This window comes from Sporomusa sp. KB1 (assembly GCF_007830295.1).
In the GTDB taxonomy this organism is placed as follows: Bacteria; Bacillota; Negativicutes; order Sporomusales; family Sporomusaceae; genus Sporomusa.
The window spans coordinates 4,623,766-4,639,732 of sequence record NZ_VLKC01000002.1; the positions used below are offsets into that span (position 1 = coordinate 4,623,766).

Genomic DNA, 15,967 nt, shown 5'->3' on the forward strand with positions numbered 1-15,967 from the left:
ACCGTGTATAAATCCTGTAAATCATGGTACTCATTAACACAGGATTTTGTAAGGAGAATAATCCATGAATTATATTTTTGATTACATAATGATTCCCATGCAACTCATTATTGTTTTTTTTACTCTGTACTACTTTTTCCTTGCATTTTTTGGGATTTTTAAAAGACATGAAGATAAAATTACTACTCCCAAAAATACCTTTGCCGTTATCGTGGCTGCCCATAATGAAGAACAGGTCATTGGTCAATTAGTAGAAAATTTACATATACTTAATTATCCCAGTGAACTGTACGATATTTACGTCATCGCGGATAACTGCAAAGATAAAACAGCCCAGATTGCAAAAAATGCTGGTGCAATTGTGCACGAACGGTTTAGTCTTGACCAGAAGGGCAAAGGCTATGCTATGGAATGGATGTTTGAAAAACTGTTTACACAGAAAAAGCAGTATGATGCGGTAGTTGTATTTGATGCCGATAATTTAGTGGATACGAATTTCCTTCTGGAAATGAATAATCGCCTGTGCAAAGGAGAAAAGGTCATTCAAGGTTACCTTGACGCCAAAAATCCGAATGATACCTGGATTTCGGCTACCTTTGCCATTTCCTTCTGGGTGGTAAACCACATTTGGCATTTGGCTAAATATAACGTAGGTTTGTCAAGTGTCTTAGGCGGCACTGGTATGTGCATTTCAACAGATATCCTCAAAAAATTTGGTTGGGGTGCCACCTGTCTTACCGAAGATATGGAATTTACGATGAAAGTACTGCTGATTGGCATTCGTACCACCTGGGCGCATGACGCCATAGTTTATGATGAAAAACCACTCACCTTCAAACAATCATGGAAACAGCGTAAGCGCTGGGCCCAGGGCCACTTTGATGTTGCTGGCCGTTTCATTCCCAAACTACTCATAGAAGGAATAAAACGGCGCGATATTAGAATTTTGGATGGCATACTTCATTTGGTTCAACCGTATTTCTTACTATTATCAACATTGTTTGTGCTATTCAGTTATATTGGTTATATTACGCCATTTTATACCAATATTCTTTATATGGTTTTGCCTATTGAAGTGTGGACAATTATTGGCGTTGGTCAATATATTTTTCCAGCGATTATTTTGTTTAAAATTCGTGCTAACTGGAAAACCTGGATTTACTCCATTTTCTACCCGCTTTTTATATACAGTTGGATACCAATAACGTTCGTAGGTTATCTACACCGCCATGAACGCAACTGGAGTCACACTAAACATACCCGCAGCCTTAGTTATCAAGATGTACTTTTAAGTAATTCGACTGAGTTTTCCAAGGAAAACCTTGTAAGTAAGCAAGCTATCAAATAAAAGGTGAGTTAACACTCATCTTTTTTTATATACAATTGAATACTTTGACAGAGTGTTCCAAAGTATATCTATATCCCAATAATAAAATGTATTGTTCAAGGAGGCGTTATTATGTATGAGTTAACTATTCTTGCTGAATTTGAGGCTGCCCATCAATTGCCTGACTATCCGGGTAAGTGCAGTCGTCTGCACGGACATAACTGGAAAGTGGAAGTTACTGTTGCTGGTCATGAACTTAATCATTTAGGCATGGTTATGGATTTTAAAGACCTTAAGGCCGAGGTCGGCAAAGTAATTGACAAGCTTGATCATTATTATCTAAACGATTTGCCGGCATTTAAGGCAATGAATCCGACTGCAGAAAATATAGCAAAATATATCTATGATTCCTTAGCGAAGCAGTCTAGCTTTCAGCAAACAATTAAAATATGCTGTGTCCAGGTATGGGAATCTCCCCGGTCAGCTGTTAAATATTGTCCACAGGGGTAGAGTATGATGAATTACAATGTTGGGGGGGTTGTGCTTTGCATATACTATTGACAAATGACGATGGCATACTTGCACCAGGAATAAAAGCACTCTGGCAAGAATTGTCTCACTTTGCCAGAATTACGGTAGTAGCGCCAGATAGTGAAAAAAGCGCCTCAAGTCAGGCCATTACTGTACATCATCCCATTTGGGTAGATGAACATCCTTTAGATGCTGCCAATATTTGTGCTTGGCGGGTCGGCGGCACACCTACCGACTGTGTTAAAGTCGCTTTAGAATCTCTGTTGGCAGATGATCTACCTGATATTATTGTTTCTGGAATTAATCAGGGCTCAAATATGGGCACCGATGTTTTATATTCAGGTACTGTTAGTGCTGCTATTGAAGGGGCACTACATGGTTTGCCGGCAATCGCGATGTCATTAGACAGTTGGGAGACATTTGATTTCGAACCGGCCGCCAAGACGGCAAGAAAAGTGATTGAAACCATGATTAATCGAAGCTTGCCACCTAATACCCTGCTTAATGTCAATGTTCCGGCTTTACCAGAAAGCCAATTAAAGGGGATAGCTATTACCAAGCTGGGAGTTCGAAACTATGAAAATACGTTTGAACGCCGCCAAGATCCCCGTGGTCGCACCTATTACTGGATGAGTGGTCGTGTTTCAGATACTGAAAATGCTCCAGACAGCGACATAGTTGCTGTCCAAAACGGTAAGATTTCAGTTACACCGATTCACTTCGATTTAACCAACTATGGGATTATGAATGCATTAGGGACTTGGGGCTTATAAACTTATCAGAAGTCCGGTATATTTGGCCGTTATTTGCATAAATTTACAGTAAAAGATTTTGCAGGAGGGAGTATTATGGCCAAAGCTTCCAGACGGACAAAAAACTACCCCCAAGTTCCACGAAATATCAATAGTTCTATGGCTATTTTCAAAGGAGTAACTGTTAGTATTGTTATCTCACTCCTTTGTGCTGTAGGCCTGTCGATAATTAGTCTGATATCTGAAAATGGATTTATCGACAACTATCTTGAATACATAATGGTGGCAGTTACTATGATTAGCATTTTTGTTGGCAGTGTTTATGCAACAAAACAAACAGCTGCGAAGGGTTTACTTATAGGCTGTGCCGTTGGCATTGTATATGTACTATTCTCATTAGGTATCGGAATGGAACTAGGTCAGGAGCAAATATCCTGGCTTATGCTGGGCAATAAGATTGCTGCTGGTAGTTTAGCCGGGGCACTAGGCGGCTTTATTGGCGTAAATTTGTAATTTATGCCAACAGTGCAGGCAGGGATTTTTTTTTTAATCTTGAATAATTACTTACATAGTTTGACTGGAATAATGCAGCGGAGAAGTGGGCAATTTTATGTCCACTTTATAAATTGAAAAATAATATCACAATACTATATTATGCAGTAAAAATGTTTGCAGGCGCAGGTAGGTGATGCATTGACAACGCTTCACCACTAGCGTTTAACTTCCGCTTTTGCCAACACACCACCTACCTGCAAAAGTCTTTAGCACGTTGCATATATAGGGTGGACAAGCTGTTCTTTTTTAGCGGAATATCTAGGAGGATAACATTGAGATTTAAAGGCATTTTATTTGATCTGGACGGTACACTGATCGATACTTCAAATTTGATCATTCGTTCTTTTCAGCACACCTTTATGCAGCATTATGGGCGAGCACTTACTCCGCAGGAAGTATATGCTTTTTTTGGTAAACCCCTCAGAGATGCCATGGAGCATTACGGCCCGGATAAAGTTGATGAACTAATTACAACATATCGTCAGTTCAACCTTACCTACCATGATGAACTGACGACCGGCTTTGCCAGTGTGCCGGAAACTATGCAGAAACTCTATAACAATGGCCTACTTCTGGCGATAGTGACGTCAAAGTCCAAAAGTACTGCTATCCGCGGATTGAAGCTATTTGCTATGGATAAATACTTTTCTGTCGTTATTGGCCATGAAGAATGCCAAAAACATAAGCCACATCCTGAACCAGTGCTGCGGGCGCTGGAGCAAATCAAACTTGCGCCAGCTGAATGTTTGATGGTAGGCGACAGCCCCTTTGACCTGGCCAGTGCACGCGCAGCCGGAGTTAAAACTGCCGCTGTCCGTTGGACGCAAATTGATTGGCACCAGCTGCTTGCCGAGCAACCGGACTATGTGCTTACTACCATTGAAGATTTGCTAACTATCTGCAATATAGAAAACGAATAGGCAGGGTGATAAACTATGGAAATTGCCATCATTGGTGGAACTGGTGTATATGATCCCAAAATCTTAAATAATATTCAGGAACAATGGATTCCTACTCCTTACGGTATTGTACATTGTAAAAGCGGTGAATATGCTGGTAAAGAGGTTGCATTCATCCCGCGCCATGGCAGTAATCATTCGATTCCGCCACACTTAATTAACTACCGGGCCAATATCTGGGCCATAAAAAAACTAGGTGTACAAAATATCATTGCGACAACAGCTGTAGGTTCACTCAATCTGGACATGAAACCAGGCGATTTTGTAGTTATTGACCAATTTCTTGATTTTGTAAAAAACCGGACAACAACCTTTTATGAAGGTGGGGAACGGGGTGTTGTTCATGTTGATGTAACAACACCCTATTGCCCGTCAATCCGTAATGTAATGTTTGAAGCTGCCAAAAAGCTTTCCATTCCCTTTCATCAGCAGGGGACATACGTCTGTACTGACGGCCCTCGTTTTGAGACACCGGCTGAAATTAAGATGTTTGCTAAATTTGGCGGTGATGTTGTTGGCATGACCAATGTACCGGAAGTAGTTTTAGCCAGAGAGGCTGAAATGTGTTATGCCACCGTTTCGATGGTTACCAACTTTGCTGCCGGTATTTCACCGCAGCCGTTAACCCATCATGAAGTCCTGGAAACTATGCAGGCTAATACCGAAAATATTAAACGGCTGATTCTCGCTACTATAGAACGGCTGGCCCCGGAAACTGATTGTACCTGTAAGCATGCTTTAGCCGAATATGGCGGATTTAAACTGTAAGGGAGATACTTACCCATGCGTTCTATTGTTTGGTCAAATAACTGTCTTACCCTATTAAATCAGACCTTGTTGCCGAATAGGCTTGAATATATTGAGTGTCATGACTGGCAGCGGGTAGCAGAAGCCATAAGACGGCTGGAAGTGCGCGGCGCCCCGGCGATTGGAGCGGCAGCAGCTTTCGCTTTGGTGCTGGGTGCCGGCGAGCTTACTGAACTTGCTATGCCTGAGTTTAAGGAAAAAGTAACACAAATTGCCAGTGTACTCCGCCAAACCAGACCAACAGCAGTAAACTTGTTTTGGGCGATTGACCGCATGCTGACTGTTCTTGACCAAATGGCCGAAAATGCCGATAGTAACGCAGCTGTTACTGCGTTAGAACAAGCAGCTATTGCAATTGCTGAAAAAGACAAAACGGTAAATGAGAAAATGGCAGTTCACGGCGCAAGCCTGTTTACTAAGCCCACCGCTGTGCTAACCCATTGCAATGCCGGAGCTCTGGCTACAGTAGCCGTCGGCACCGCCCTGGGGGTCGTCTGTAAAGCATGGGAACAGGGCAATATTACCCAGGTCTTTGCCGATGAAACCCGGCCACTATTACAGGGGGCCAGGCTCACCGCCTGGGAACTAATGCAAGCTGGCATTCCAGTAACTTTAATTACCGACAATATGGCTGGCTGGGTCATGAAAAATAATATGGTTCAGGCTGTTATCGTCGGGGCTGACCGTATTGCGTTAAATGGTGATGTTGCCAATAAGATTGGCACCTACAGTGTAGCCGTACTGGCTAAAGAGCACGGTATTCCATTTTATGTCGCTGCACCGTCATCTACGTTTGACTTCACTATCCATTCTGGCGCTGATATTCCCATAGAAGAGCGGTGTGCAACTGAGGTTACTTCTTTAGGTGGCAATTGTGTAGCACCTAAAGAAGTAAACGTATTTAATCCAGCCTTTGATGTAACCCCCAATAACCTGGTAGCGGCCATTATTACTGAATATGGTATACTACGTACGCCCTATAGCCAGGCCATCAGCCAATTAGTCCAAAAATGCAAGTAACGAAAGGAGATTTCATTATGGAATCAATGATTCGCGATAGTAGCTTAGCGCCGCAAGGCATGGATAGAATTAACTGGGTTAAGGAATTTATGCCTGTTCTTAATACCTTAAATGCAGAATTATCTCAGACAAAGCCACTAGCTGGCAAAAATCTGGTAATTACCATGCACCTGGAGGCTAAAACAGCCTATTTGGCACTAGTACTTAAAAATGCGGGGGCTAATGTGACCGTAACGGGCAGTAACCCTCTTTCTACACAAGATGATGTAGCGGCTGCCCTGGCATCGCAAGGTGTCAAGGTTTTTGCATGGTACAATACTACCGCCGAAGAATACGAAAAGTTTTTACATAAGGCCCTTGATACCAAACCTGATATCATTGTTGACGATGGCGGCGATTTGGTGTCATTACTCCATGGTGACCGCAGTGATATGCTGAAAAATATTCTCGGAGGTTCTGAGGAAACAACAACTGGTGTCCTGCGATTGCGGGCACTAGCTGAAGCCGGCCGTCTGAAATTCCCGATGATTGCGGTAAACGACGCCTATTGCAAGTACTTATTTGACAATCGCTATGGTACCGGTCAGTCTACCTGGGATGGTATTATGCGGACAACAAACCTTACAGTAACTGGCAAGACAGTGGTTGTCGCCGGCTATGGCTGGTGTGGTAAAGGCGTGGCTATGCGCGCTAAGGGTCTGGGAGCCAATGTTATTATTACCGAAATTAATCCTATCAAAGCGATTGAGGCTGTATTTGACGGTTTTAGAGTGCTGCCTATGCAGGAAGCAGCCTCACAGGGCGATATTTTCGTTACCCTGACAGGCTGCAAGGATGTTATCCGCCGTGAACATATGGAAGTCATGAAAGCAGGCGCGATCATGGCAAACGCTGGTCATTTTGATGTTGAAATTAACAAAGAACACTTAACTGCTTTAGCTCAGACCCGGAAAACAGTACGTAAAAATATTGAAGAATTTGCTATGCCTGACGGTCGTAAACTATATCTGCTGGCTGAGGGTCGCCTGGTTAATCTGGCTGCCGGCGATGGCCATCCAACAGAAATCATGGATTTGTCCTTTGCTATGCAAACACTGGCTGTTCTCCATATTGCCGAAAATCACGCAAAATTGGATAATAAGGTATACACGGTGACAACAGAAATGGATAATCGCGTTGCTGCACTAAAATTGAAAGCTATGGGCTTTAGCATTGACAGCCTTAGCTCTGAACAGGAAGACTATCTGCAGAAAGCCTAGTTTTGAAATGTGAAGGGGGCATACAAATGATAACTATGCTGCTTAAAGGCGGCGACGTCCTTTGCCCTGACGGGCAAGTACGCCAATTGGATATTGCCATCAACGGCTCGCTTATTACGCAAGTTGGAACTGTCACAGAGCAAGCTGACAGGATAATCAATTGCCAAAATAAATTAATCGTTCCTGGTTTTGTTAATACCCATACTCATGCAGCTATGACACTCTTTCGAAGCTATGCTGACGATATGATGCTTATGGATTGGCTGCAAACAAAGATTTGGCCGGCTGAAGAGAACCTAACAGCAGACGATGTCTATTGGGGAACGCAGTTAGCCATTGCTGAAATGATTAAATCTGGTACTACTTGCTTTGCGGATATGTACTTTTTTATGCCTGACACCGCCAGGGCAGTAGCCGAAAGCGGTATTCGTGCAGTATTAGCAAGAGGAATGGCTGGCGTAGCCCCAACAGCCAATCAAGCGTTGGCTGAAAGTGAAAACTTCTATAAAGAATGGCATCATGGAGCTGACGGTCGAATCACCGTTATGCTGGGGCCACATGCACCATACACCTGTCCGCCGGAGTATCTAAAAAAAGTAACAGCATTGGCTGCCAAAATGGGAGCGCAAATCCATATCCATTTATCAGAAACGGCCAGTGAAGTGGCTGATTGTCAAAAGCAATACGGTAAATCGCCGATTGCATTAATGCAGGAGTTAGGTGTTTTTGATTACGGTGTATTAGCTGCCCACTGTGTGCATGTATCGAAGGAAGATATTTCTATCATGAAGGATAAGAAGGTAAGAGTGGCCCATAACCCAGGCAGTAATATGAAGTTAGCCAGTGGGGTAGCACCGGTTCCGGATATGCTCCAAGCAGGAATTTGTGTTGGCTTGGGGACTGATGGCGCAGCCAGCAATAATAATCTCGATATGCTGGAAGAATTGCGCTTAGCAGCAATGCTCCATAAAGTTCACCGGTTAGACCCATTGGCGATTCCCGCTCAAACAGCCGTAGACATGGCAACCAGCCAGGGGGCTGAGGCACTGGGATTGGGCAATATAACCGGCAAAATCCAAAGTGCTTACAAAGCAGATATCACTATCTTTGCTATGCAGGAACCGCATTGGTATCCGCGTCATGACCGGTTATCGCTTTTGACGTATGCCGCTAGTGCCCGCGATGTTCATACAGTAATTGTTGATGGTAAGATCCTAATGGATAATCATCAGCTTACCACTATCGACCAAGAACGTTTGCTATCCGAGGTTAGCCGCCGTGGTATGAGCTTAATCAGCAAACCACAAACTAAGTGAAATTATAAACTTTTTTTGGCTACTCAACAGGATTTGTCCTGCTAATATTGAATTAATAACTATTGGAATCATAGTAACTAAGCCTATTATCTGAGGCTAAATGGAGGCAACCATGTTTGAGCAAGCTAAACGTATGCAAGCACTAACTTCTGCTGTTTTTACGCAAGTGGATGATTTGCGCAAAGCCGAAGTTGCTGCCGGCAAAGATGTTATTACTTTAAGTATCGGTAGTCCTGATATGGCACCTGCGCCGCATATTGTGGAAGCATTAAAAAATTCTATCGATTGCTGTTTTAATTATGGCTACACCTTATCAAAAGGAGTTCCCGAGCTGTTAGACGCTATCGCTAAGTGGTATCGTAAATTTGGCGTTGAACTAGATCCGGAAACCGAAATTCATTCGCTTATTGGCTCGCAGGAGGGCTTAGCACATATCGCCCTGTGTCTTGTTAATCCTGGTGATATCGTGCTTGTACCTGATCCCGGCTATCCTATATTCAGCGCTGGTCCACTTGTTGCTGGTGCTGAAATCTACCGTATGCCGCTTACTGCCGCCAATAACTATCTGCCTGATTTGACGGCGATAGAAGAGGATGTACTAAAACGAGCAAAAATTATGATTTTGAATTATCCCAATAATCCGTTGGCTGCTACAGCACCGCGTAGCTTTTTGGAAGAAGTTGTTGCTTTTGCCAAGCGTCATAACATTTTAGTTTGCTACGATTTCGCTTATAGTGACTTGGTATTTGACGGCTATCAACCGGATAGTTTCTTAGCTGTTCCTGGTGCTAAGGATATAGGTATAGAGTTTAATTCGCTGTCAAAAACCTATAATATGGCAGGCTGCCGGATCGGTTATGTTGTAGGTAATGCAAACGTAATTTCAATCTTAGGTCGTCTGAAATCTAATTTTGACTACGGGATTTTCTATCCAATCCAGCAGGCCGCCATAGCAGCGCTTACTGGTCCCCAGGATTGCGTTAGTGAAACAGCGGCTAGCTATCAAAAACGCCGCGATATTATTGTTGATGGCTTCAATGAACTTGGCTGGAAGGTAGACCGTCCCAAAGCATCAATGTATGTTTGGGCTCCAGTACCTACTAAACAATCATCCTTTGATTTTACCGTCTCACTGTTACAACATACCGGAGTTGCTGTTATCCCAGGCAGTGCTTTTGGTAATTACGGTGAAGGTTATGTACGTATAGCACTGGTGCAGTCTGAGAGTCGACTAACAGAAGCCGTATCGCGAATAAAAAACTGGCTAAGTTATAGTGAATAGGAGGATTTTGGGATGAAAGCATTGAATTTTTATTCATCTAACTATCACAGTCAATTAGTCTGCCGCCGTAAAATTTGCACTATACGGCTTGGTGACAAAACTAATAAATACACAGAAGGCGATATTGTATGGGTAACTGTTGGCAAACGCTTTTCCCAAAAGAAAAGAATATTTACCGCGGCTATTGACCGTGTTTTAGTTAAGCCGATAGCCCAATTAACCATAGATGATTTACAAGGTGAAAATCCGGATCTTACCAGCATCGATGATTTAATGGTCTTTTTGCAATCTATTTATGACAAGACCTTAACCTGCAGTGATCTTGTTACTGTAGTGTATTTCTCTGAAGTCATCGAATAGCAGGAAGAATATATATTAATAAAAGGAGTGCATTTTTCTATGTCTAAAGCAATTCCCGTAGGTGTTTCAGCTCGCCATGTACATGTAACCCGTGAACATCTCGCTATCCTATTCGGTGAGGGATATCAGCTCACTGTAAAAAAACCTCTGTCACAGCCTGGTCAATTTGCTTCTGAAGAACAGGTCGATTTGATTACCGAAAAGGGTTCGTTCAAAAAAGTTCGTATTCTTGGACCTGAGCGCCCACAAACGCAAGTCGAGATTTCCCTTACTGATGCTTTAAAACTCGGCATCAAGCCTCCTGTTCGTGATTCTGGCAACTTAAAAGGTTCACCAGGACTTACTATCGTTGGTCCTAAAGGTCAGGTAACAATAGAAGAAGGTGTTATTGCCGCCTGTCGCCATATTCATATGACCAAAGCTGATGCTGCTGAATTAGGCTTAAAAGATAAAGATATTGTAAAAATTGCCTTTGGCGGCGAACGGAGTCTCATATTTGACCAGGTTCTAATCAGAGTGAGCGATAATTATAAACTTGATTGCCACCTTGACACTGATGAAGCTAATGCTGCTAAGATTGGTAATAGTGATACCGTAGAACTTCTAAAATAGAGAAAATTGGAATCACCCCCCATGTCGTGTTTGTTGATACGATATGGGGGGTGATTTTTATTTAATCAATATGGTGGGAAGGATTTTTACTACAAATAGCGAATTTTTACTAATAACAGTCATCGTAGGCGCACATAATTGCAGAACAAATAAGGAAGGCTACAGCTGAATCCATTTCAAAATGCCCATACTCAACCCGCACAAATGAAAAGTATGTATTGGTGGTGTCAAACGTGAGTCATGAAACAATAGGTGATTACAAAACGTACTCCTTGGCTGGTACAGATCAGGAGGTCCAATTTATTACCCAGGTTCTAAAACTCAAACCCGGCGAATCTATTTTGGATTTATATTGTGGTTATGGTCGACATGCGATAGAACTTGCTAAGCAGGGATTTAATATAACAGGCATAGATGGGACCCAAGATTTTTTAGATATTGCTATTCAAAAATCTCAGGAGGCAAATGTCAGTATAACATTTATAAAAAAAGATATGCGGGAACTTGACTATAGTGAAAAATTTGCTGCAGTGATTAATATGTTTGCTGCATTTGGTTATTTTACTGATGAGGAAAACGCTGCGGTAATAAAACTGGTTGCCAAAGCCTTACAGCCAAATGGTTTATTTCTCATTGATTTATTAAATCGAGATTGGATGGTTCGCAACAACTTAAATCGTTACTGGCGGCATCCTAGCGGCGAATGCGTACTTTCCTATAAAGTGGAGCTCGAAAACGGTATTGCTACTATGAAACGGCAGTTAATTAATCAGGTGACAGGCATTAAAACACAGTATGAATTTGTTTTAAGAGCCTATTCACTCCCCGAAATGGCTAATATATTTAGTAACAGCGGTCTTTCTATTCTAGCAACTTATGGTGGCTTTGACGGACGGTTATATAGCTCCGAAACTCCTCGCATGATCATTCTTGCAAAAAAAAATAGCTAGTCTAAACAGAGATCTTCATAAAGTCTCTGTTTTTTTTTTGCACTAATTTATATCATAGTTCGTTGTTCTTTCATAACATAATACGAAGAGGGAATAGCGAGGTGAATGACATGATTGTTACCATTAATAATCATTCGCGTGGCTCTCACCCCAAACTAGGAGTTGCCTTAAGCGGTGGCGGACTGAAAGGAACATCACATATTGGAGTGCTTAAAGCCTTCGCTGATTATAACATACCAATTGACTATATCTCAGGAACCAGTGCCGGAGCAATAGTAGCAACCATGTATGCTTGCGGTTACTCACCACAGCAAATGCAGTCGATCATTCAAAGTATCCATATTCCGGATTTAATCGACTTAAAAGTAACTACTTCAGATCTATTTAAACATGGATTTAAATGGATGCTAAGCGGCAGGTTCCGTTTCTGGTCTGTACTGCCTACAGGACTGCTTAAAGGGGAAAAAATTGAAGCCATTCTGAAAAAATTATGGCAGCAAAGGACTGTTCGCGATACAAAAATACCAGTAGCGATAACTGCTGTTGACTTGAATTCGGCAGATACCGTGTTTTTCACATCTCCGCTATCTCACATGCGAAGTATTCTTAATGCACGATATTATCATAATGCGCTACTTTATGAGGCTGTTAGAGCCAGCATCTCTATACCTGGAGTATTTTTCCCCAAAAAGTATCGGGGGATGACATTGGTAGATGGTGCAGTTAAAAATAATTTGCCTACAGATATATTAAACCATATGGGTGCTGAAAAAATTATTGCTGTTGATTTAGGCTATACTGGTCAGCCAAACTATGAAATCGATTCTGTTGGTGAAATACTGATGCAATGTATTGAGATTATGGGCAGAGAAGTCACTTTAATGAAATCTGAGCAGTTTGCAGATATAATTATTAGACCACAAGTCGCTGATTTAAATCATAAAGATTTTAAACAGACTAATGAGTTTGTAAAACGCGGTTATCAGGCAGCATTTGAAAAAATTAATGAAATTAAGCAATTACTATAATCTGCTCTTACTGTAGGGAAGCACCGAAGGGGGAGAAGATATGAACATAGTGGATATACCTGGAATCTTTTATGAACTAGTAAAAAAGGATAACCTTGCCAATAATATAGTTGGGGTTGGGCAAGGTCATAAATATGTTCGCGGTGAAAATACGAAAAAAGAAACGTTAACAATACTTGTCAAAAAAAAGTATCGTATATCAGAGTTACAGCGTAGCGAGGTAATACCAAAAACAATAGCTAACATAGCAACAGACATAATCGAAGTTGGAGATATTAGACTGCTAAAAGAAAGATTAGATTTTAATCGCCCAGCTCAGCCGGGAATGAGTCTTGGGCATTATAAGATTTCAGCTGGAACGTTCGGGGCAGTTGTTAAAGATAAAAATACCGGCGAACTCCTACTATTATCTAACAATCATGTATTAGCAAATATAACCAACGGCAGCGATGCACGTGCTAGTATTGGCGATCCTATTATTCAACCCGGGATATATGATGGGGGTAACTTAGAGACCAGCACGATTGCACATCTGGCGAAATTTGTGCCACTATATAATGAAATTGCTTTTCCACGCTGTAAAATTGCTCAAACCTTTGAAATGGTGCTTAATAAATGCATTCATCTTTTTCAGCCCAAATATCAAGTTCGGGTATTGCGGGAAAGCGAAAAACTTAATTTTGTAGACTGTGCCGTCGCAGCGCCAATAAATCCAACAGATATTAGTGCAGAGATATTAGAAATTGGTTTGGTAGCTGGCGTAAAAGAAGCAACCTTAGGCATGCCCATAAAAAAAAGCGGCCGGACAACCGGGGTAACTTCCGGCCTGGTAGTGGCAACAAATTTAACTGTAAAAGTCAGTATGAGTAATCAAAAATATGGCATATTTACTGACCAGATATTAGCCGGTCCCATGAGTATGCCTGGTGATAGCGGCTCGTTGGTGCTAACAAATGATAATTATGCCATCGGGCTATTATTTGCCGGCTCAGAACGAGCTACAATGTTCAATAAAATTCAACATGTGCTTGATAAACTTGATATTTGCTTTTAGAATTCAAAATTCATAGTGAATTTACTGATATAACATGATAACATAGCATTAGGTTATATGGTTAAAAACAAGGAGGAACTATGGCACCAAAGAAATTTTATGCGGTAAAAGTGGGCAAACAACCTGGCATATATAAAACATGGGCAGAGTGCCAAAAACAAGTGACCGGATACTCTGGAGCATTGTTTAAGAGCTTCCCTACTGAAGCGGAAGCTAAAGACTATGTAAGCGGCAATGCTCCAGGCACACCGCTAGTAAGTAATCAAGATGAAAGACCGGCAGGTGAGTACTATGATATATATGTTGATGGCAGCTATCACAACAAGCGCTATAGTTGGGGGTTTGCTGTGTTCAATGGCTCGCAGGTAATCCATACAGCCAGTGGCGTAGGTCAGAACGCAGAAGCAGTTGCTATCCACAATATTGCCGGCGAGCTGGAAGCTACTATTGAAGCAATAAAATGGGCTGAAACACAGGATATTGGCTCAATCACAATTCACCATGATTACATAGGTATATCTGAATGGGCTACAGGTAAATGGAAAACCAATAATAAGATTACAGCCGCATATTCTGCCTTTATTCGCCCTTATCTAAGCTGGGTTAGGTTTAATAAGGTCGCCGGACATTCTGGTATTGCTGGTAATGAATTAGCAGACAAGCTTGCGGGAGAGGCATTAAGAAAGCAGTGATTAAGGTTGAAAATAGTTGAGACAGAAAGATTGTATCTGAGGGAACTGCTAATTGATGATAAAAAAGAATTAATGAAAGTCCTTTCTAATCCTGAATCAATGGAATTCTATCCCAATCCGTTTAGTGAAGAAAAGGTAGAAAAGTGGATTCAATGGAATATTGAAAATTATAAAAATTATAACCACGGATTATGGGCTGTAATTTTAAAAGAAGGCGAGGTATTTATTGGAGATTGTGGCATAACAATGCAAAACATTGGCGATGAGACTGTACCAGAGATTGGTTTTCATATTATTAAGGAATATTGTAATCGGGGATTTGCAACAGAAGCTGCTCTTGCCTGTAAGGAATATGCATTTAGAGTTTTACATTATCCGGAAATATTTTCATATACCACAACACGGAATATTCCATCACAAAAAGTTGCTGAGAAGATTGGTATGCAGTTTTATAAATATTTTGAGAAGAACGGTGAAAAACAAATTGTTCAAAGTGCAAGTAAGGATTAGTTCTCACCGAAGAAACGTATATTGGGAACTGGGGGGATTGTAGTTGCTAGAACAAACTTTAAAACAGATAAACCAGAATCAAGAACGTATCAATCAGGCCCGGCCTTTAGACCAAACACGAGTAAAAAATTTAAAAGAGTACTTCAAAATTGGCCTTACATACTCATCAAATGCAATTGAGGGAAATACGCTTACAGAAGCAGAGACTAAAGTAGTTATTGAAGATGGAATAACGATTGGCGGTAAACCGCTTAAAGATCACCTCGAAGCAATTGGCCATGCTAGGGCCTTCGACTATATTTGGTGGTTAGCCCAAAAAATAGATATTACAGAAGCGGATATAAAAGAACTGCACCAAATATGTTTCCAGCCCAAAGATGGTGCCGCTGCTGGTCAATACCGCCAGATAGAGGTAGTAATTACAGGATCACAACATAATGATAAACTGCCCCGTTATCAGGAAGTACCGTCATGTATGCAAGAATTTGTAAAGGCATTGCCAGAAAAAAGAGAAAAGCTGCACCCGGTTGAATATGCCGCTACTATTCATAAGGATTTTATATTCATTCACCCCTTTGAGGATGGAAATGGCCGTACTGCACGTTTGATTATGAATCATGCTCTTCTTTCCAGAGGATATCCACCTGTGATAATTCCAGTTGCATTTAAGCATGAATACAATCAAGCGTTAGAAAATAGTCGAACAAATTACAAAGCTTTTAGTAAATATATTGCAGAACAGGTTCTACAAGCTCAACATGATTACATTCGACTATTACATTTACCATAAATTACTAGATGATATGCTCCCCCTAAAGGTAGACAGGTTAAATTATAAATACCTACTACCGTAAAGGGGAGCATTTTTATGTCAAAAATTAAACTAATACAGCGTCTCAAAACATTTGCGCAGCTTTTCATTTTGTTTTCAGAATCAATTGCTATAATTACTA

General features: G+C 41.3%; 18 protein-coding genes. All 18 read left to right on the forward strand.

Going from position 1 to position 15,967, the window contains the following annotated elements; all coding sequences use genetic code 11:
- Window positions 1-64 precede the first annotated feature (64 nt).
- The 18 genes from SALPA_RS25460 (at window position 65) to SALPA_RS25545 (ending at window position 15,804) form a co-directional block, all read left to right on the forward strand.
- Window positions 65-1,348 (forward strand): glycosyltransferase family 2 protein, encoded by a 1,284-nt coding sequence (locus tag SALPA_RS25460; RefSeq protein ID WP_145100663.1) that lies wholly within the window; start codon window positions 65-67, stop codon window positions 1,346-1,348.
- Between the two features lie 111 nt (window positions 1,349-1,459).
- The gene (queD, locus tag SALPA_RS25465; protein ID WP_145100666.1) at window positions 1,460-1,837 is read left to right on the forward strand and encodes a 6-carboxytetrahydropterin synthase QueD; all 378 of its coding nucleotides are present in this window, start codon (window positions 1,460-1,462) and stop codon (window positions 1,835-1,837) included.
- A 35-nt stretch (window positions 1,838-1,872) separates the two neighbouring features.
- Window positions 1,873-2,631: a 5'/3'-nucleotidase SurE gene (gene surE / locus SALPA_RS25470; RefSeq protein ID WP_145100668.1), complete on the forward strand. Its 759-nt coding sequence runs from the start codon at window positions 1,873-1,875 to the stop codon at window positions 2,629-2,631.
- Window positions 2,632-2,706: 75 nt separating this feature from the next.
- Window positions 2,707-3,123, forward strand: a complete 417-nt coding sequence (locus tag SALPA_RS25475; protein WP_145100673.1) for a TIGR04086 family membrane protein — start codon at window positions 2,707-2,709, stop codon at window positions 3,121-3,123.
- A 314-nt stretch (window positions 3,124-3,437) separates the two neighbouring features.
- Window positions 3,438-4,085, forward strand: coding sequence for a pyrophosphatase PpaX (gene ppaX / locus SALPA_RS25480; protein WP_145100676.1), 648 nt, complete (start codon window positions 3,438-3,440; stop codon window positions 4,083-4,085).
- 15 nt (window positions 4,086-4,100) lie between these two features.
- Entirely contained in the window at window positions 4,101-4,892 is a 792-nt protein-coding gene (gene mtnP / locus SALPA_RS25485; RefSeq protein WP_145100679.1) for an S-methyl-5'-thioadenosine phosphorylase, read from the forward strand.
- Between the two features lie 15 nt (window positions 4,893-4,907).
- The gene (gene mtnA, locus SALPA_RS25490; protein WP_145100683.1) at window positions 4,908-5,951 is read left to right on the forward strand and encodes an S-methyl-5-thioribose-1-phosphate isomerase; all 1,044 of its coding nucleotides are present in this window, start codon (window positions 4,908-4,910) and stop codon (window positions 5,949-5,951) included.
- A gap of 17 nt (window positions 5,952-5,968) precedes the next feature.
- Window positions 5,969-7,210: an adenosylhomocysteinase gene (locus SALPA_RS25495; RefSeq protein WP_145100686.1), complete on the forward strand. Its 1,242-nt coding sequence runs from the start codon at window positions 5,969-5,971 to the stop codon at window positions 7,208-7,210.
- 26 nt (window positions 7,211-7,236) lie between these two features.
- Window positions 7,237-8,526: an amidohydrolase gene (locus SALPA_RS25500; protein WP_145100689.1), complete on the forward strand. Its 1,290-nt coding sequence runs from the start codon at window positions 7,237-7,239 to the stop codon at window positions 8,524-8,526.
- Window positions 8,527-8,638: 112 nt separating this feature from the next.
- On the forward strand, window positions 8,639-9,808 hold the full coding sequence (locus tag SALPA_RS25505) for an aminotransferase class I/II-fold pyridoxal phosphate-dependent enzyme (RefSeq protein WP_145100692.1): 1,170 nt from the start codon (window positions 8,639-8,641) through the stop codon (window positions 9,806-9,808).
- A gap of 12 nt (window positions 9,809-9,820) precedes the next feature.
- On the forward strand, window positions 9,821-10,168 hold the full coding sequence (locus SALPA_RS25510) for an ASCH domain-containing protein (protein WP_145100695.1): 348 nt from the start codon (window positions 9,821-9,823) through the stop codon (window positions 10,166-10,168).
- Between the two features lie 39 nt (window positions 10,169-10,207).
- The gene (pduL, locus tag SALPA_RS25515) at window positions 10,208-10,780 is read left to right on the forward strand and encodes a phosphate propanoyltransferase (RefSeq protein WP_145100698.1); all 573 of its coding nucleotides are present in this window, start codon (window positions 10,208-10,210) and stop codon (window positions 10,778-10,780) included.
- 233 nt (window positions 10,781-11,013) lie between these two features.
- Window positions 11,014-11,730, forward strand: coding sequence for a cyclopropane-fatty-acyl-phospholipid synthase family protein (locus SALPA_RS25520; protein WP_145100701.1), 717 nt, complete (start codon window positions 11,014-11,016; stop codon window positions 11,728-11,730).
- 110 nt (window positions 11,731-11,840) lie between these two features.
- Complete coding sequence (locus SALPA_RS25525) at window positions 11,841-12,758, forward strand: patatin-like phospholipase family protein (RefSeq protein WP_145102289.1); 918 nt, start codon at window positions 11,841-11,843, stop codon at window positions 12,756-12,758.
- 40 nt (window positions 12,759-12,798) lie between these two features.
- The gene (locus SALPA_RS25530; protein ID WP_145100703.1) at window positions 12,799-13,812 is read left to right on the forward strand and encodes a hypothetical protein; all 1,014 of its coding nucleotides are present in this window, start codon (window positions 12,799-12,801) and stop codon (window positions 13,810-13,812) included.
- An 80-nt stretch (window positions 13,813-13,892) separates the two neighbouring features.
- Window positions 13,893-14,504 carry a viroplasmin family protein gene (locus SALPA_RS25535; RefSeq protein WP_145100706.1) on the forward strand — a complete coding sequence of 204 codons (612 nt, stop codon included), beginning with the start codon at window positions 13,893-13,895 and terminating at the stop codon, window positions 14,502-14,504.
- Between the two features lie 6 nt (window positions 14,505-14,510).
- A complete protein-coding gene (locus SALPA_RS25540) occupies window positions 14,511-15,014 on the forward strand; it encodes a GNAT family N-acetyltransferase (protein ID WP_145100709.1) in 504 nt (167 codons plus the stop codon).
- Between the two features lie 43 nt (window positions 15,015-15,057).
- Entirely contained in the window at window positions 15,058-15,804 is a 747-nt protein-coding gene (locus SALPA_RS25545) for a Fic family protein (protein ID WP_145100711.1), read from the forward strand.
- Window positions 15,805-15,967: the final 163 nt, after the last annotated feature.